This is a genomic window from Photobacterium sanguinicancri (assembly GCF_024346675.1).
Taxonomy (GTDB): Bacteria; Pseudomonadota; Gammaproteobacteria; order Enterobacterales; family Vibrionaceae; genus Photobacterium; species Photobacterium sanguinicancri.
This window is the reverse complement of the sequence record NZ_AP024851.1, coordinates 1,759,563-1,777,754: the sequence shown is the minus strand read 5'-3', so window position 1 is coordinate 1,777,754 and position 18,192 is coordinate 1,759,563. Positions and strand designations below refer to the sequence as shown.

General features: G+C 42.5%; 16 protein-coding genes. 4 read left to right on the top strand and 12 right to left on the bottom strand.

Going from position 1 to position 18,192, the window contains the following annotated elements:
- Nucleotides 1-44: 44 nt before the first annotated feature.
- From OCU87_RS24720 to OCU87_RS24705, 4 genes are all read right to left on the bottom strand, one after another.
- Nucleotides 45-1,661, bottom strand: a complete 1,617-nt coding sequence (locus OCU87_RS24720) for a methyl-accepting chemotaxis protein (protein WP_261858851.1) — start codon at nt 1,659-1,661, stop codon at nt 45-47.
- Nucleotides 1,662-1,772: 111 nt separating this feature from the next.
- The gene (locus OCU87_RS24715) at nt 1,773-3,164 is read right to left on the bottom strand and encodes an EAL domain-containing protein (protein ID WP_261858850.1); all 1,392 of its coding nucleotides are present in this window, start codon (nt 3,162-3,164) and stop codon (nt 1,773-1,775) included.
- 973 nt (nt 3,165-4,137) lie between these two features.
- Nucleotides 4,138-5,124, bottom strand: coding sequence for a Gfo/Idh/MocA family protein (locus OCU87_RS24710; RefSeq protein ID WP_261858849.1), 987 nt, complete (start codon nt 5,122-5,124; stop codon nt 4,138-4,140).
- On the bottom strand, nt 5,121-5,435 hold the full coding sequence (locus OCU87_RS24705) for a putative quinol monooxygenase (protein WP_261858848.1): 315 nt from the start codon (nt 5,433-5,435) through the stop codon (nt 5,121-5,123). Before OCU87_RS24705 ends, OCU87_RS24710 begins: the two co-directional genes overlap by 4 nt.
- A 146-nt stretch (nt 5,436-5,581) precedes the next feature.
- On the opposite strand from OCU87_RS24705, the gene OCU87_RS24700 reads away from it, so the two are divergent.
- Nucleotides 5,582-6,457 (top strand): LysR family transcriptional regulator, encoded by an 876-nt coding sequence (locus OCU87_RS24700; protein WP_261858847.1) that lies wholly within the window; start codon nt 5,582-5,584, stop codon nt 6,455-6,457.
- A gap of 168 nt (nt 6,458-6,625) precedes the next feature.
- Here OCU87_RS24700 and OCU87_RS24695 read toward each other — a convergent pair whose 3' ends face one another.
- Both OCU87_RS24695 and mog read right to left on the bottom strand, forming a co-directional pair.
- The gene (locus tag OCU87_RS24695; protein ID WP_062692040.1) at nt 6,626-6,904 is read right to left on the bottom strand and encodes a hypothetical protein; all 279 of its coding nucleotides are present in this window, start codon (nt 6,902-6,904) and stop codon (nt 6,626-6,628) included.
- A 297-nt stretch (nt 6,905-7,201) separates the two neighbouring features.
- A complete protein-coding gene (gene mog / locus OCU87_RS24690) occupies nt 7,202-7,735 on the bottom strand; it encodes a molybdopterin adenylyltransferase (protein ID WP_062692042.1) in 534 nt (177 codons plus the stop codon).
- A 260-nt stretch (nt 7,736-7,995) separates the two neighbouring features.
- Here mog and OCU87_RS24685 point away from each other — a divergent pair, with 260 nt between their 5' ends.
- Nucleotides 7,996-8,685: a response regulator transcription factor gene (locus tag OCU87_RS24685; RefSeq protein ID WP_261858846.1), complete on the top strand. Its 690-nt coding sequence runs from the start codon at nt 7,996-7,998 to the stop codon at nt 8,683-8,685.
- Entirely contained in the window at nt 8,672-9,964 is a 1,293-nt protein-coding gene (locus tag OCU87_RS24680) for a sensor histidine kinase (RefSeq protein WP_261858845.1), read from the top strand. Before OCU87_RS24685 ends, OCU87_RS24680 begins: the two co-directional genes overlap by 14 nt.
- 136 nt (nt 9,965-10,100) lie before the next feature.
- On the opposite strand, the gene OCU87_RS24675 is transcribed toward OCU87_RS24680, so the two are convergent.
- From OCU87_RS24675 to OCU87_RS24650, 6 genes are all read right to left on the bottom strand, one after another.
- Nucleotides 10,101-13,127: an efflux RND transporter permease subunit gene (locus OCU87_RS24675; protein ID WP_261858844.1), complete on the bottom strand. Its 3,027-nt coding sequence runs from the start codon at nt 13,125-13,127 to the stop codon at nt 10,101-10,103.
- 10 nt (nt 13,128-13,137) lie between these two features.
- Nucleotides 13,138-13,944 (bottom strand): efflux RND transporter periplasmic adaptor subunit, encoded by an 807-nt coding sequence (locus tag OCU87_RS24670; protein WP_261858843.1) that lies wholly within the window; start codon nt 13,942-13,944, stop codon nt 13,138-13,140.
- Nucleotides 13,945-14,041: 97 nt separating this feature from the next.
- Nucleotides 14,042-14,575, bottom strand: a complete 534-nt coding sequence (locus tag OCU87_RS24665) for a GNAT family N-acetyltransferase (protein ID WP_261858842.1) — start codon at nt 14,573-14,575, stop codon at nt 14,042-14,044.
- Nucleotides 14,576-14,612: 37 nt separating this feature from the next.
- A complete protein-coding gene (locus OCU87_RS24660; RefSeq protein ID WP_062692045.1) occupies nt 14,613-15,053 on the bottom strand; it encodes a hypothetical protein in 441 nt (146 codons plus the stop codon).
- 310 nt (nt 15,054-15,363) lie between these two features.
- Nucleotides 15,364-15,714 (bottom strand): hypothetical protein, encoded by a 351-nt coding sequence (locus OCU87_RS24655; protein WP_062692047.1) that lies wholly within the window; start codon nt 15,712-15,714, stop codon nt 15,364-15,366.
- A 168-nt stretch (nt 15,715-15,882) separates the two neighbouring features.
- Complete coding sequence (locus OCU87_RS24650) at nt 15,883-17,097, bottom strand: serine hydrolase domain-containing protein (RefSeq protein ID WP_261858841.1); 1,215 nt, start codon at nt 17,095-17,097, stop codon at nt 15,883-15,885.
- Between the two features lie 151 nt (nt 17,098-17,248).
- Here OCU87_RS24650 and OCU87_RS24645 point away from each other — a divergent pair, with 151 nt between their 5' ends.
- Nucleotides 17,249-18,139 (top strand): LysR family transcriptional regulator, encoded by an 891-nt coding sequence (locus OCU87_RS24645; RefSeq protein WP_261858840.1) that lies wholly within the window; start codon nt 17,249-17,251, stop codon nt 18,137-18,139.
- Nucleotides 18,140-18,192: the final 53 nt, after the last annotated feature.

Here is an 18,192-nt window from a genome sequence, read left to right as displayed (position 1 = left end):
TGTCTCCGTACTGTAAAAATTACTGCCTGTAGAACTGACGGCTGTTAGTTAAGCTTGAAGCGGTTCATTGCATCGTGTAATGACAAAGACAATTGACTAAGTTCGTTACATGCTAAAGCCGTTTGCTGCGCGCCTTCTGCCACTTCTTGTGACGCCACATTAATCGTCTCGATATGGCAACTTAGTTCACCTGCGACTGCATCTTGCTGGCTACAGGCACTCGCGATTTCGGTACCCATATCTGAAATATCTGACACTGTGTCTTCTATTGAACTCATCAACTTAAGCGATCGAATACCTTGTTCTGAATAACTTTCAATATAGGTACATGATTTTTCTGTCGCATCTTTTGCCTGCTTGGCAAATACCTGCAGCTTCTCAATCACAGAGGTGATCTCACCGGTTGAATCTTGCGTGCGAGCAGCCAGCGTTCGTACTTCATCCGCAACGACAGCAAAACCTCGACCGGACTCACCCGCTCGCGCGGCTTCAATCGCTGCATTCAGGGCAAGAAGATTAGTTTGATCAGCAATGCTTCTGATAACATCGACAATAATGTTAACTTGGTGAGACTGCTCTTCTAGCTCTAATACGGTATTGCCAGCTTCACCAATGACTTGTGAGATCTCTTTAATAGAATCAACCATGGCTTGGTTGTTTTGAGCGCCTTCTTTCGCTTGCAGGTTAGCGTTGTTAGCTTGAAGTGCTGATTTTTCCGTGTTTTGTGCAACATCCGATACTGAAGATTTCATCTCTGTCATGGCTGTCGCGATTTGAACAATCTTGGATTGTTGGTCATGCATGCCTTTGGTGGACAGCTCAGAAATTTGATTCATTTCTTCAATTGCGCTGCTTAACTGAGTCACCGCAGAAATGATTTCTTCAATTAACTGACGCAGATTACTTTGCATTAATGCAGACGCATCAGCTAATGTGCCTAATTCATCGTTACCAATGGATTGTCGGTCTACGTGGGTAGATAAATCACCTTCAGCAATAGCATTCGCTTGTTTAACAATAAGGTGCAGCGGATTACAAATGAGTTTGGTTAAAATTAACGTCATCGATACCATTAGCACTAAGATAGCAATGTTACTCAATACTGATGAATTCGATAAACTGCCGACAGAATCAAGAATTTGAGTGCGATTATTATCCATCGCTTCTTTTAAAATCCGACTTAAGTTTTTAACTTCGCTATCCATTACCTTGAATGAGGAGTATGAATCTGTCAGTAACGTTTGAGATGCCGCAGCATTATTTTTAGCTGCAATTTGTTTGTTAAAAACACCAATGCTTTTGGTGTATTCACCCCAAGCACTGCTCAGACGATCAAACGACTCTTTCTCTTCTCCAGGCCACACAGTTTGGCCGTAAGACACAAGTTCATCATCAATTGCATTCATTAACATTGAAACATTACTAACCGTTTTATCGCTCACTAACAGCGCTAGCTGATTACGACGCAATGTTGCAACATCATCGTAAATACGGTTCACTTTTTCGTATGCTGGCAATGTGTCGTCGGTATAGTTAACAATATTAGATTTAATGTTCGTTAAACCAGAATTAAAGATAAAAGCAAAAATGACATTGATTATTGTAATAATAAAAAATGAAACGGCAATCTTCTTGCCTATTGTTAAGTTATTCAAAAACATCTATGTATTTCCTTTAGCATTCACATTTTACAGTGAATTTTATAAGTATATTAACTAACGTAATGCAGTTAGTTTTAACGCTGTCTGAAAGTGAATATTATTAGTATCTTATTATTTTTCTTTGGTTCTAGGGCTTAACGTCGACGTTAGTCTGACAGGTCTAGACAGCAAGAAACCTTGTATGAAAACGTTCGGGTCTTCAGGCACTAATGCTAACTGCTGAGTAGTTTCAACACCTTCAATCACTAAGCCAGCATTAATGCTCTCTGAAAGTTTGAGTATAAATTGCAAGGTTTCGTAAGCGACGGCATCTTGTTCGCACATTCCAATTATTGTTTTATCAATTTTAATAAAATCAAAGTGCTTTTCAGTTAACAATTGTAGATTTGAGTAACCACAACCAAAATCATCAATGGCGAATCGAAATCCGATTTTTTTCAAGTTGAGAATATTATCTTTCACATGCTTTTTTGACAGCATTTCACTATATTCAACGACTTCAAAAATGATTTTTGACCTTAATTCTGGATATACCTCCGTTGCAATCATGACATCATCAAAAAAATCGACCATCATGAGATCGGAATTACTGACATTGATACTGATATTTGGCAGCGTATCTTCACTGGATACTGCATAATCAATAACCTTTTTTAAAATCATCATGGTTAATGAATAATGTAAATGGGGTTTTGTTGCGACCAAAGGCATAAATTCACCGGGGCCACCATACTCAGTTCGATTCCATCTTAATAAAATCTCCCAAATATTAACTTCAGAAGTATCTGTACTGTGGAATATCGGCTGATAGCAGAGTGAAAATTTAGCTCCCCCCTGTCGAATATCTTGACTTAAGTCTTGGATAATCTGACGCTTGCGAAGACTACGTTTATAGTCACTATGGCTATAAACATATAAACCCTCGAGTGACTTCAAGGATTTATTAACACAGAAAGCCATTTTTTTGAAAAGATAACTCTTACCTTTAGCAATATCTTTTTCAGAAAATGGCATACTCGCAACAGAGTAATCGAATGGAAGAGGCTTCCCCCCTACGACGAGTTCATGTGGAAGAGTGCGCTGTACTCTTTGTTGTTGTTCAATTATTTGTTCTTTCTTCCATGGCGAATTTTTCACAAAAACAACGACAATATATCTATCTTCAAATAAGCCAATAACACTTGGTAAAAGTGCATCATTTAAACAGTTATGGAGCTGTGTTTTGATTTCGCGACTGGTCTTTGAATCAAAGAAACGATAATAATCAGCAGAGCGTCCAACACAAATCACATGCATGATGTGATGAGCACTGTCATTGATTTCATTGTTACTCAATATTTTCTTTTGAATATAGTTAATATTAGGCAACTGGCTTTCTTCACAAAAGAGACTTTTTAATATTTGTTTTTTTTGTTCTCGCTCTAAACGCAATTGAGCAAACGAGCGTTTTTTTTTCTCTCTAGACACCTTAGCGGCCAACAATGCACATAAAGCAATAAGCACAGTAAAACCGCATAACAGTGTTACGTTTATCGAAGCAAATACCATGATTTATATCGCAAAATAGCCACTAAGAAGTGGAACAAGAATCCCAGATTTGACATTAATATCAATTAATAACTGGTCTGATCACTAAAAAAAACACACGCTTGATATCAAACATAGTGACTATTACACACTAAGGAAATGAATATCTATCATGGAGGAGAATAGAAATAATGATAGGTGTTAACGTGTTTTTAAAGCCTCATCCAACAATAACTTCAACGCACTAACAATATGGCGTACTCAATAAGTCATCAAAAAAACACAACTTTAACAAAAAATACAACTAAATTTATCAATACGCTTTATTATATAAATACTCACCAAATAAAAACTTATTTTTCAATGCCATAGCCATACTCTTATTATTAAGTCAATCAATAAGGAATTCGTGAATTATAGACAACCATGTTATAAATAGCATTTGATGCGTCATAATGACACACCAAATAAAGCATGAAACGTTTTATTAAAAGACAAAATAATGTCGTTTTACGTTGGAATTTTGACAGTTAAAATAAAATCATCTTAATATGATTTTATAAATACAAACCCTCTTAAAATATATATTAATTTATCATAGGCTGTTAATTTTAATATTTAAGTTCATCTATATTTAGCTCCACATGAAACCAAGCTAAAGTCTGAACAAAACACTTAATTTGTTCAATGTGCTAATTTTTAGGCAAAATCACTATGTAGCACGAAATTGACGGCATTCATAATGGTGAGAATTTGAAAAGTCCCCTCTAAAATAAGCCTTTAATATTGCACTTACTTTTAGCCATAAAAGTATGGCTGAGCAACTCACATACAATATGGAAAATAAGACTTTTTAGAGAAAAATATAGACGGTAGATTGTACGCTTAATACAACAAAGCCATAGTCATTACATGGCTTTGTTGTCAGCTTAAATAAGATAAGTAATCGTTAGTTGTTCGATGACACCGTGGCAGATTCCCACTCAGTTAATAGCTGCATAATTTGGTAAGAATCTTCTGGTGTGGCACAAGGTTTTACCAAAACTTTATGACCAGCAGCAACCGCTTCACGTACTTGACGTACTTGGTAACAAAAAGCATCGCCTTGCGCTGAAAGATTCACTTCTCGCTCAGATGTTTCATACACTTCCACACTAAGCTTATTCTCACAGGTTGGCAGCCAAGGATTAGACACCATAGTGACGCAGCCCTTGCTACCTAGAACGGTAAAGTGATGCTTTAAGCCATGATCTTCTGCGGTATGTATGCAGGCACTCTGTTGCTCGCCAAACGTCATCAGTAGTGTCGATTCACACACATTACCATCATCACCTTTGCGACCCACAGCGTTCATGGTTCGATCAGCAAACGCATTATCGCCCAGCATTGTCTTGGCGACTAAATGTAATAGAGACACAGGGTAGCAACCAAGGTTATATAACGCCCCTTTACTTTCTGGGTTTACGAATTGAGCGATAGCAGCAATATAAGACGCTTGTACCGAGCGTAATTCTCCAATCTCGCCACTGCTTAATATATCGAGCAAAGAAGCAATCAGTGGATGATGTAAATACATCAAGCCTTCAGCAAAGAAAACGTTATGTTGCTTAACCGCTTCTAACGCAAGTGCACTTTTCTCCATATCAACAGACAGCGATTTTTCACACAAAATCGCTTTGCCTCGGGCAGCCGCTTTGATAGTAAATTCGTGATGAAGGTGATTAGGCAAAGCAATATAAACAATGTCGACCTGTTCATCTTGAAGTAATGCGTCGAAATCCATATAGGTTTGAGCAACGCCATATTGCTTAGCAAACGTAGCAACATTAGTTGGAGATCGCCCAGCCACAGCATAGAGTTCACTAGCTTGATCAGCATTAATAGCATCAGCCATAACACCCGAGATAAAACTGGTCCCTAAAATACCCCATTTCATTGCGCTGGCTCCTTCAGACTAGATACGGCAGCTTGTGTCTCGAAAACTTGCACTAACTCAGCTACACCTGTTGCGATAAAAGCTTGGGTATGGGGCATAGCAAAATGCGCATCAATTGCAGAGCGATCCTCATATTGTTCCCATAAAATGATTCGCTGAGGGTTATTCTGATCATAAGTTGCAATGGCTTGTAAGCAACCATCTTCACTTTGCATCGCTAAGCAGAATTGTTCAATTGCGCTGATCACGTCAGATCGTAGTAGATCTGCATTCATTTTTAACTCTGCGGTAACAAAAATAGGTTGGCGCATTATTGATCTCAATCTGTTGCTCGGACTAAATCAGTACTCTTTGCAGTCTCTCATTTAGTCTTCGATGTAGGAGCCTTTAATGTAATTAACCTCAATCAATTGATAAACTCAGGTTTAGTTTATTGTTTATCAACCTAGAGTGTTTAATGGATAAGTTAACCAGTATGAAAGTGTTCAGCTATGTGGCCGAACAGGGCAACTTTCGCAGCGCAGCTCACCATTTTAATGTTTCACCAACCATGGTGGGAAAGCACATCAGCTTTCTAGAAGATTCGCTAAGTACATCATTGATTCACCGAACGACGCGCAAGCAGTCTTTAACCGAAGCCGGTAAACTTTATTATCAGGAATGTCGCCGGATTATCGAAGACATTACGCATGCTGAAAACCTTATTCAGACCCTCAATAACCGACCAACAGGCACAGTGAAGATCAACTGCCCTGTCACTTACGGTAAAAAAGTGATCGCTCCTATTGTGGCTGATTTTCTTGCCGCTTACCCCGATCTGAATGTTGAGCTTATGCTGGATAATAATCTCGTTGATCCTTACCGCTGCGATGCCGACGTTATTATTCGTATTGGTGAGCTGATTGATTCATCGTTAGTGGCGAGGCTTATTGGGGAGTATCGCATGGTGTATTGTGCCTCGCCTGCTTACTTAGAGAAGCACGGGCAAATAACATCAATTGATGAGTTGAAAGATCACCCTTGTTTAGGGTTTCACTATCATGAAGGTGAAAGTCAGCAGGTGCTTAATTTCCCTGTCAGTAGCTTTAAACAAACACGTACTCGCTTAACATCGAATAACGGTGATGTCCTTAAATTAGCGGCAATGCAAGAGGTGGGGATCTTACTGCAACCCAGCATTCAAGTTGAAGACGAAATCAAACAAGGGTTGCTCACCGAGTTACTGTCAGGCTATGCGCCGAAACCTAAACCGATTCACCTTGTGTATCGCTCTAAGCAGCTGTCTTTAAAAAATCGGACCTTGGTTGACTTCATCATCGAGCAATTACAGTAAAGCATGACAAGGTAGTTTCGCCACACAAACACCCTGCCTGTACTAATGGCAACCAAGGTAAATTATTCGTTACGAATAAACTGTGTCAGTAAAATATTTCGTCATTACTTTGAACAAACGAAAGCAATAGAACGATGCTTTGCTATCTGATTTATTATGCGTAGTCTTTTATAAGTTACGCCATTGTCCACGCATCAAGACTGCGCCAATCACTGAAAGTCCGACGCCAGTGATAAAAATAATCATATTTTTTTGTTTCGCTTGTGCAGCAATTTGCGCGGCACTGTTTACATCAAAAAATTCATGGCCACCAGCTGAAAAAAATCCGCCCATGTCACTCACAACTTGATGTTGGCCCATCATGTCACCGAGTGAAACACCGCCCCACAATAGTGACGCCATACCGATAAGTAATGAAATGAATCCCCAGCTTTTTTTGATGTCCATTTGGTAAATCCTTGAATGCAGTACCGAGTTAATGACGCTCAGTAGTATTGATAATGTCCTCGATTGTTATAACGTAAAAGTGACTAAAATCTCAATGAACGGGTTCACTAAACCGTTTAAAAGCCAAGTTTAAAAAACTTTGTTTTTTAATAGTTTAGAGCAAGATCATATTTTGATTTGCCTTGATAAAATTGCACGCTGTATTAAACAAAAAAGCGCCGCTCGATCAACAAGAAGCGCTTATGTGCTCAGTTTGCCGCTCATTTTATGATAATGAGTAGCAAGATAAGTCTTTTATTACTTTTGCTTTGGACGGAATGGCTTAATTACCGCATCGTCACATTCCAGGAATGGACCTTCCATCAGATCAATACAGTATGGGATAGCAGGGAAAACAGCATCCAAACATTCACGGATTGATTTAGGTTTACCCGGCAAGTTAACGATAAGGCTATCACCACGTAGACCCGCGGTTTGGCGCGATAAAATTGCCGTTGGTACAAACTTTAATGACTCTGCACGCATTAGCTCACCAAAACCAGGCATCATGCGATCGCACACAGCTTCTGTTGCTTCAGGTGTTACGTCACGCTTAGCAGGGCCTGTACCACCCGTTGTCACAATCAGGCTACAGTTGTCTTCGTCTGCCATTTTGATCAGCGTTGCTTCGATCACATCTTGCTCATCAGGGATCACTTGATAAACCGGTTCCCACTCTGACGTGAGGTAGTCGTTAAGTGTATCGATAATCGCTAGACCTGAAATGTCTTCATACACGCCCGCGCTTGCACGATCACTTACCGTTACAATACCGATTTTTGCTTTTGTCATTTTTTATCCCTCTGGCGGTTAGCGCCATCACCTGTATTACTGTAATGCTAATATAAATAGCTCCGTTAGCTCAAGGGGTAGATTCGGATAAGTTAGACTTCAGATGCAACTTAAAATATCGGCTACACCTTTATTTCACATCCACTTTTCGTGTCACAGTTCCAATATACCGCTTCATCTCGACATTTTTTTCACTACCAGCTATGTCATTATAGGCGGTGCTTTCCTGCCCACTTTCGGCCTATTACTGCGAGACCCTGATGAAAATACTCCTGGTTGAAGATCACCTTGATATTGCTGGTATCATTTTCGATTATTTTGAAATCAAAGGCTTTACCTTAGATCACGCCAGTAATGGCGAGCACGGCTTAGCCTTAGCACAAGCTAACTATTACGATTTAATCATTCTCGATATCATGCTACCGAAAATGAATGGAATGGATATTTGCCACCAGCTACGTACCGAGGGCAACGACACGCCGATTTTGATGTTAACGGCGCTTGATACCCGCGAAGATACCCTGACAGGCTTTGCCAAGGGGGCCGATGATTACTTGGTTAAGCCTTTTGACCTTGAAATATTAGAAGCTAGAATTATAGCGCTAACCAGAAGACGACAAGGCGAAGTGAGCACCAACGTACTAACATTTTCAGGTCTCTCACTTAACTTACAAACTCACAGTGCGCAGCGTGAAGGTAAAAATATCACCCTGAACCCTTCACAGTTCATCATCTTACAGTTACTCATGCAGCGCGCGCCTCAGCATGTCAGTAAACAAGCTATCAGTCATGCCCTGTGGAAAGATGATGAACCTGAAAAAGACATTCTACGTAGCCATATTTATCAACTGCGCAACCTAATCGACAAGCCTTTTGCTTCCTCTTATATCCACACTGTGCCTAAGTTTGGTTATCAATTACGTGATGAGGCCTGCAGTGAAAAGCATTAAATCCGCCAAACAAATTACCTTTTTCTATTTCAGCATCGTTGCTGTGATCATCATTGCCATTCACCTTTCTGTGTTTGTGTCGACCGTAACGCACCTTGAAAAATTTAACGCGCGTAATCGTCTCGCGGCTTCCTTTGAACAAGCTTTGCCTGCGATTCATCTAGGGAATATGACTGAGATCACCATTCCACCCTACGATACGTTTTATGTCGGTGACAATAATCTCCCCTCATCGATTCAGCTTCCCGATAATCTTGAATTGGGGCGAGCAACGGAAGTGTATAAACAAGGTGAAGTCTCAACCGATTTCTATATTGTGAAATATCAGCTCGACATAGGAGGCCGCTTACAAAATGTGTATGGGGTGAATATCGACCCTGTCTATGAACGCAGCGAAACTGAGATGTTTGAAGCACATATTCAGTCGATTCTGATCTCGACCCTACTCATTCTTGCTTGTCTCTATGTGGTATTGCGGATCACCGAGCGTTTAACCTCACCGCTTAGTGGATTTGCACGTCAGTTAGAGCAACGCAGTGCCGATGATTTATCACCTTTGACACTCCCCAAAGCGGGCGTGACCCAAGAGCTCAAAGTATTGGTTGATAGCTTTAACAGCCACCAAGCACAGGTGCGAACAGTACTGGAGCGAGAGCGCGCCTTTAACCGCTTTGCCAGCCATGAACTCCGTACGCCTCTGATGGTGATCAAGGGCGGGCTATCCCTGCTAGGCCAATCAACCGAGCCAAGTTTTGTTGAAAAGCAGCGTCAACGCATGCTGACAGCCGCTAACGACATGAATGATTTTGTGACGACGCTATTAACACTGACCCGTGATGAAAATCAGGATCAAGCAATCAGTCGTCCGCTACTGCAAGTAGAGATAGAGCGAGTCATCGCAAGCCACAAAGAGCTGCTCACGAATAAGCCTGTCGTGTATCAACTCTCCGTGCAGCAACAACCTCACATCAAGGCGCCTGAAGCGGCGGTAAAAATTTTGGTGGGCAATATTATTAAAAATGCTTTCACCTATACCGAAGCTGGCAGCATAACTGTTGTACTCACCGAAAAAAGCCTCACCGTCACAGATACAGGTATTGGGCTTGGACTAAACCAAGCAACAGGCGAGCAGTCAAATACTGCGCAAGGGTATGGTTTGGGCTTACTCATCGCCAATGATATTTGTCGTAAATACGGCTGGCAATTAACCATGAAAGATCGCCAACAAACGGGAGATCCTCAGCACGGTTGTTGTGCCACCATTCGGTTTTCAAGCTAAGTATCACCGTGATTAAAAACAGCCAGCGTAATGCTGGCTGTTTTGCATTTATCACTCTGATTGGTTGGCTTTAACGCAATAGCTTTCATGCAATAGCTTTTATTCAATGACCATCACGCAAAGCATTCGCTAGCCGTTATTTACGATGAAAGACCAAGTACAAGCATGGGATCACTATCAGCACAACAGGCAAGGAAAGCAATAAGCCATACCCCAGTGTCAGCGACATCGGCCCCATGTACACATCCGTTCCGCCAATACCGTAAGCCAACGGCAATAGACCCACAACCGTTGTTAGGGTGGTCAGCAATATAGGTCGTAAACGACTCACTGCAGCATCCAAAACCGCAAGATCAGGACGCATACCTTGGAACACACATTCGTTAGCACGATTGATCAGGACCAGTGCATTATTCACTACCACGCCTATCATGCCCAAAATACCTATCATGGCGAACAAAGAGATCGGCTGAAAATGCAACTTAAGTGCCATCAGAGCAGAGACGAATGCAAATGGGATCACTGCCATCACCAGTAAAGGTTGCACTAATGAGTTAAACAAAATAGCTAACACAAAATACACGCCGAGCATGGCGGCAGGGAAGGCCACCATTAAGCCACCGAGTGTCTCATTGGTTTGTTCCGCTTCGCCCCCAGTATTGATTCTCACGCCTGCGGGTAATTGATCTGCTACTGCTGTAAGTAATTCAGCCGCAATATCATCGGGCGATAAATGATCATCAGCCAACTGCGCGGTAACCAGTAATTGTCGGTCGCCATTAAAGTGTAAAATCTTACGCGGCGCCATCACAGATTCAACCTTGGCTAAACGACTCAGCGGTACTTGCTCGCCTGTCGCGGTGTAAATCTTGGTATTCGCTAACATGTCGGTAGTGCGGTATTTCTCTGCCATGATCACCCGCAAATCCACTTCTTCATCCCCCAGCCAAGTGCTAGAGACTTGGTCTCCATCAAAGGCCACACGTAAGGTGGTCGCTAAGTCATTCACAGTCAGCCCATACCGCGCTAACCATTCGTACTGAGGCTTAATTTGAAGTTGTGGGTCTTTCAGGGTTTCATTGGTGGCAATGTTGATTAACCCCGCTTGGCCTTCACTGCTCGGATACTCAGCTAACCATGCCATCACTTGCGCTGCGGCTTGCTCTCGCGCATCGTGGTCATTACTAATCACCCGAATTTCAACTGGCTCACCCGGTGGTGGCCCACCTGCATCTATGGTCAATTTCACCAAAGACAAGGAATCAATATCGCTAAGATCGCGATTCAGCTGATCAACAATGCTATCTAATGAACGATCACGATTTTCAAAGGCACTGAAATTAATACGACCAGTACTCACAGGGCTGGCGTAAGTCATTTCATAGCTCACAAGCTCATCTTGAGGTAAAGCTTTTAAAGCGGCTTCAAACTCAGCATGCGCAGCCCTTACTGCTTCTATTGGCAGACCCGGTTTCACTTCGGTATACACTTCAACATATTTTGCTGATTGGCTGGGGAAGAAATCGATCCGCATTGTACTCACGGCCACCATGGAGAATGCCAGTAATAACAGTGATGCCATGACTACGGTTTTCTTCCACTGTAAGCACTGTTGCAATAATGCCTGGTAGTACGCTTTAGGTTGATCAAAAAAGTGCGCTTTAACGTCTTGCTGTAACGCCAGTCGGTTCTCTTTTTGTAACGAGGAAGCCAAGTGCGCAGGTAAGGTCACCGTACATTCCGCAAAAGAGAATGATAGAGCTAGCAACACGGTGGCAGGAATAACAGCAATCGCCATTCCGAGTGTACCCGGCAAAAAGAACATAGGGATGAATACCAAAGCGGTCGTAAGCAAATTGGCCATAATCGGCTTCATCACTTTTGCCATTCCCTGCACCGCCGCGTCAATTGCACTGTGCCCTGCTTCGCGTTCCTGATAAATGCTTTCAGCCACAATCACTGAATCATCAACAATAATACCTATCACCAACAGCAATGCCGCCAGCGTGATGCTGTCTAGGTCTTGACCGACCACAGGCAACACAGCAATAACGCCAAACACACAAACAGGGATAGAGACCGCAACCCAAAACGCGACCTGACGTTTAAGTAGTAAGCTCAGCACCAGTAAAACCAGTATTAAGCCCACTCCGCCATTGACTGCCACAATGCTAAATTTTTCACTCATGTCGTCAGCGACATTCAACGATAATGGGTAATCATATTGGTGGTTTAATCGCGTGGCTTCAGCATCCAATAGTTGGCGAACCGCATCAACGGTGCCTTTAATATCAGCAGAAGCGCCTTTGGTCACATTAAACAAAATACCAAACTGGCTATTAATAGTGGCAATCTCAGTGCCTTTTTCAAAGGTATCTATCACTGTTGCAATATCACTGAGGCGGACAATACCACCGCCTGAAAGCACCTTCACCACCAGCTGTTCAAGCTCTGACACACTGTGAACTTGGGTTAAGGCAACTAACCGCTGTTCGTTAGTCCATGATTCAACAATACCGCCTGATAGCGACAAGTTACGGTTATTTACCGCACTCATTACGTCATCTACCGTCAGTTGATAACGACGTACTTTATTAGGGTCGACTTCAATCCAGAATTCGCGTTCACGAAAACCCGACAAGGTGACCGCGCCGACACCCGCAATATTACGGACACGCTTTTCTAAACCGCGCACATATTCACGCAGTTCACCGTAGTTATCTCCCCCTGTAACCCCGAAACGTAACACCTCAAAAGAAGCCGTGCTTTCTTGCATCACAATCGGTGGGTTAGGAATGTCTTTGGGCAAGTCGCTAACTCTATCGACCGCTTGTTGAATTTCACGCACCGCTTTATTGAGATCGGTACTTTCGTCCAACTCCAAACGAATAGACGAGGTACCATTACTGGAGGTCGATTCAAACTTGCGGATCCCTTGTACAGATCGCAATTCTTTCTCAAGTTTATTGGTGATATTTAATTCAATATCTTGTGCCGAAGCCCCTGGGTATTGGGTATCAATTTGTACTTCAGGGAAGGCGACATCAGGCAGTTCTTGCAGCCTGATTTGACTCATAATGCCAAGCCCTACCGCTAACACCATCAAAGTGATAATACGGGCTAAAAAATGCCTCTCGGCAAAAAAACGCAGTAAGTTAGTCATGCGTTATCCCTTACTTAGCTGATTTTTCAGTAGAAACAGGAACAACCGCCAGCTCAGTGCTGCCATACACCGACATACCCGGTTTAAACAAACACTGAGGGTTAGGGATATCAATTTCAATTGGGTACGCCATGGCTTCACTGTCTAGCTCTACCCCAATCCGGGCAATCTTGCCGATGACTTGGCGATCTTGTACCGACTCAGACCACACTCGCATCGACTGACCCACTTGAAGTTCGCTTAATTCATGTTCACTGGCATATAAACGAACAATCAGACGATCAATAGACGCAAGGCGATACAAGGCGGTGCCTTCATCAACCCACGACCCGACATCCACCATCTGCTGGGTGACATACCCCGTAATCGGACTTTGGATCGCTGTACGCGCTAGCGATAATTGCGCCTGCTCAACACTGATTTTTGCCAGCAAGGCGGTCGCTTTTGCGGCTTGAAAATCTGCGTGGGCCAAATCAAGTTCGTTCTGAGAGAGGCTGTTTTTTTTAATCAGTGTTTGGTAACGCTGATAGAGGGCTTTTTTCAATTCAAGATCAGCCTGAGCCAAAGCTAAGTTGGCTTGCTGCTTACTTAAATCGAGTTGGAAATCTTGCTGGTGAATACGTACTAATACCGCTTGGCGCGTCACGGGGTCGCCCGATTCTGCACGTAAATCTTCAATCACACCGGGCACTTGGGCGACAAGGTTAACGTGTTCTTTGGCTTGAAATTGTCCGATCAGTTCAAGGGCGAGGCTGGGTGTAGTGGTCAATAATGTCACGCTGGCAACCGCCAACGCGAAGAGAGTCTGCTTAGGCATCACTGTATTCCTCTTATAGGTATAGCAATACAGTAAGCCGCAGTATGTAGAATTAATGTCGAAGTACTATACAAAGATCGTCATAGTACTGTCTGGGTTATTTTGGTTTATGCAGACCATAGACCGCATGATCAAGGATGCGGCCACTCACCACTTCTTTATTGGTGATCACGCCCTCAAGGTTCATGCCTAAACGCTCACACACACCTCGGCTCGAATAGTTATCTTTCGCCGCTGAAATCTGCACTTTCTCTACTTTCAAGTGATTAAAGGCAATATCGATCATCGCCTGACAGCAACGCGTCATGATGCCACGGCCTTGATAACGCGCATCGAGCCAATAACCTATTTCGACCATTTTCAATTCAGGCTTTATAGTATTAAAAGCAATATTACCGACTAAAACCCCTTGATATTCAATTGCACATACCATGCTTTTACCATTGGCGTAATCCAGCAAGGAGTTTTTCACAAAGGCTTTGAAATCATCTTCAGTTTTAACATGAGGTGCCCATGCCATCCATTGCGATAAATAATCTCGGTTAGCTTCTACTACGGTGGCATATTTCATTGCTAGAGCAGGATGAACCAATACCAGTTCTAACTCGTCATCCACTTTTTTTGTAAACATTCACTGCTCCTACTCATTTATTTATGTAATCGAACGCTTAGCCGCGAACTTGTGCCAATTTCAGGTAAGCATGCAAAGAATCATCTCTATATTCAACTGCGGAGTGAATATTAGCGGCACGATTTGCGTATATGCTGTATCGATAGACATGTTGAGCAGTATGCAGTTCTACATGAATGACGCCATCATCTAAACACCACACACCTTTCGCCTGTTCACGACGAAATAGGGTAAATTCATCTAATGTTCCGTTGGGGTGAAGTTGCAGTTCTGTCACATGGCCGGCTGAACATGTTTTTATCCAGTGACGACACTCGGTATCGGCTATAGAAAAATCACGTTTACTTTCTAACCACAGATGAAAGTCAGCCATTTCGCTACTATTCATGGCTGGCAGTTGGTCAACATCAAGCAAACGGACACGTTCCGATTCACGATAAAAAAGCTGCAGCAGCTGACGTTGTTTATGGCTCGACATCCCTTTCTCCTATACGTCACAGTCTCTATTTAATGCGCAAGAGGTATTTTATAAGCAGCGCGGTAAGGAGCACTTGATAATCCATCACGCTATGCTGAGAAATATCATAGTAATAGGGAAAAATGAAAGCTGCATTATTCAATGTTCAGAAAGTACAGGGAGATCAAAAAAAGTGGGGATATGACAAGGGTTTACACGAGGAATAACAAGAAAAGGGAAATTACCTCCGAGTATCATGGCTGTATCTTCGCAATGAAAAACGAAAAAGCACAATACAAGGAGGAAATATGCCCATCACACTGTGACGGTATTAACGACGCTTTGGCTGCTGGTAAGTACGACCCGCCGCTTGGTAAGTGTCTTTTTGCTTCATTTCAAACATTGCGTAGAAGAACCAAGCAACGAAAACCATAACGTCATCATCTTCGTTCATGACCCACTCTGCGTATTCTTGCTCTTCACCGTCGTCATTCGCTTCAGTGAATACGTGGTAAATACGCTTCTCGCCTTCAATTTCAGCAAGGCTAAATTGGCCAGTAAGAGAAACAGCTGCGTCAGCGACTTCTTGATCTTCAACCGCTTTTAGCGCTTCTAATACTTGTGGTAAGTTTTCTTTTTGGCTTAGTTCTTTTACTAGCTCGACAAAATGATCTTGTTGCATTGTTTAATAACCTTTTTGACTGATGCGGCTATTTTATACTTAAACCGTCATAACATGCGATCAAATAAACACGGCGCCCATGGCTTCGCACGATCAAATGCGCCACTCATCGTTAAACGAGTGGCGTTAACTGTCACAACCGAGCGGAATAAATTCCTATATAGTTAATTATTTACGTAATTTTTCAATTACTTCGGTCGCACGCTCAAGCATTACCACTAGCTTGTCTGGGTCTGTATTTGTTGACCAATCTTGCAAGAATGTAACCGTTATACCGGTCTCTAAATCACTAAATGTCGACTGACCAAATGAGCCGTGAGAATAGATGATCTTCTTACCTTTGATATAGTACGATTGCATGTCATACGATACGTCTCCCCCTGCTGAAAGAAACTCACCAGCAACTGGGGTTTTGAATAGTACGTCATCACTTGTATCCTCTAGTTCAGCGTAAAATGCTTTGCCGACTTTGCCTTGGGCGATGTATTGACCAAATAAAGTAAAGTCGAGCAGGCTGGTGTTAACACCATACGATGGCGATGTCGTGCCGTCAGAAGTTTTCGCGATCTCGATAGGGTCGTGACCTCCGATCTCTTGGTGAAGATCGCTCAGTAACTGCTCGAATGGTTTACCATTTACTTTCGCTAAGATAAGCGCAAGTGCATCTGTATTTTGGTCTGAGTACTCCCAGTGAGTACCAGGTTTATATTTACTCGCCTTTGCATTTTTGATTGCGTTCAAGTGGCCGATAGGTTCACCTGAATTTTGCAAGCCGATTTCTTTTTCCCACTCGTAGCCATTTGAACCCGGCGTATGGTAATTGCCAAGCGCTTCGATACCACTATCCATACGTGCAATATTACCAATCAGAGCATCACCCATAATAGAACCTTCAAGTTCGGGTAAATAGGTTTTCGCTTGCGCGTTTAGATCGATAAGACCCGCGTCCACGGCTTTACCTAGCAATACACCGACATAGGTTTTAGAGGCTGACTGCAGGTTATTGAGCATGCCGCGCTTAAAGCCATTATCGTAGTGTTCAGCTAGTACAACACTGTCTTTCATGACCATAAAGCCTTTCACGTTATTACTGATCAGGTCAGTACGCAGCGCTGATGTAATGATATTGTCTTGAATGTCGTACTTAATAGGCGCAGGGGTTGTACTCGCGGGTAACTCATACACACCGTAACGCACAAAATCTTTAATGTGCATACTCGCGTAAGTGTAGTAAGGCCATTGTTGGAATGCATCCATCGGTATTTCAGAGACTGCATAACCTTCATAAAACTTAGATTCTGGCGTATCGGAAGCCATAGCAGTACCAGCAGAGAAAACACTGGCTAAAACAACGATTGCTGCAATTTTTGATAATTTCATCATTAATACTCTTCTTTATGGCGTTGAAGCAAAAATTAATTAAGGCGTTTGCCTTGGCTTGACGACATAATCACAGCAAATTTCAAATAGATTAAACTAGTTTCCATCGATACCATCTATACTTGATGCCTAACTCCTCGAATTTATTATCAATATGATCAATTCAGATCTACTCAAAAGTTTTATCGCTGCCGCTGATACGGGTTCATTCAGTGCCGCAGCACGCCAACTTGGCCGCCAACAGAGCACAATCAGTAGTAACATTGCCAAACTTGAAGATGAATTAAGTGTAGTGTTATTCGATAGAAAGGGGAAATACCCACAGGTGACTGAAGCTGGGTTAGCTTTGTATGACAGCGCCAAGCTTGCACTTGATAGCGCTGAGCGGTTTGAAAATAGCGCGGCATTAATTTCTGCAGGCTCGCCAGTGTCGCTGACGATTGCGTTTGATGAAGATTTACCCCTATCACCTTTCATGACATGGCTACAGCACATCCATAAAAAGTACCCAATAATGCAAGTAAGGTTAGTGCGTAAACCGAGTACTCAAATTTTTGAGTTAGTTAAAAATAACCAAATTGACTTGGCGCTTACCCCTAGTTTAGAAAGTAATTCTAGCTTTTATGAATTCACTGCAGTTGGGCATATTCGCTACATCTTTGCTTGTGGCAGACAGCACCCATTTCGTCATAAGCGACAAATTAGCAATGATGATTTAGCCACATCAACGCAAGTTGTTGCCTCCTCTATGTTAGAAAGCCAACTCATTCAAGCGGTGGCAATGTCATCGCAGCGTTGGTATTGCGAAGGATATGAGACCTTACTGGCGGCCTTACAAGCGAATATTGGCTGGGCGTTTATCGCAGTTGATCAATCAGCCCCATTACCTGAAGGGATCGTCTCCTTTAAGCCTGATTTCTCTGCCACGCACCATAGTGCTCAATACGATATAATTTGGCCAAAAAACAAAATACTGTCAGAAATAGAATGCCAACTGCGTGATCAGCTCGCAACGGTTGTCGCAAATATGAATAAACAAACATGAATCAAAAGGAGAGCACATCGGCTCTCGTTTCTGATGACTCGTTTTGATTACAA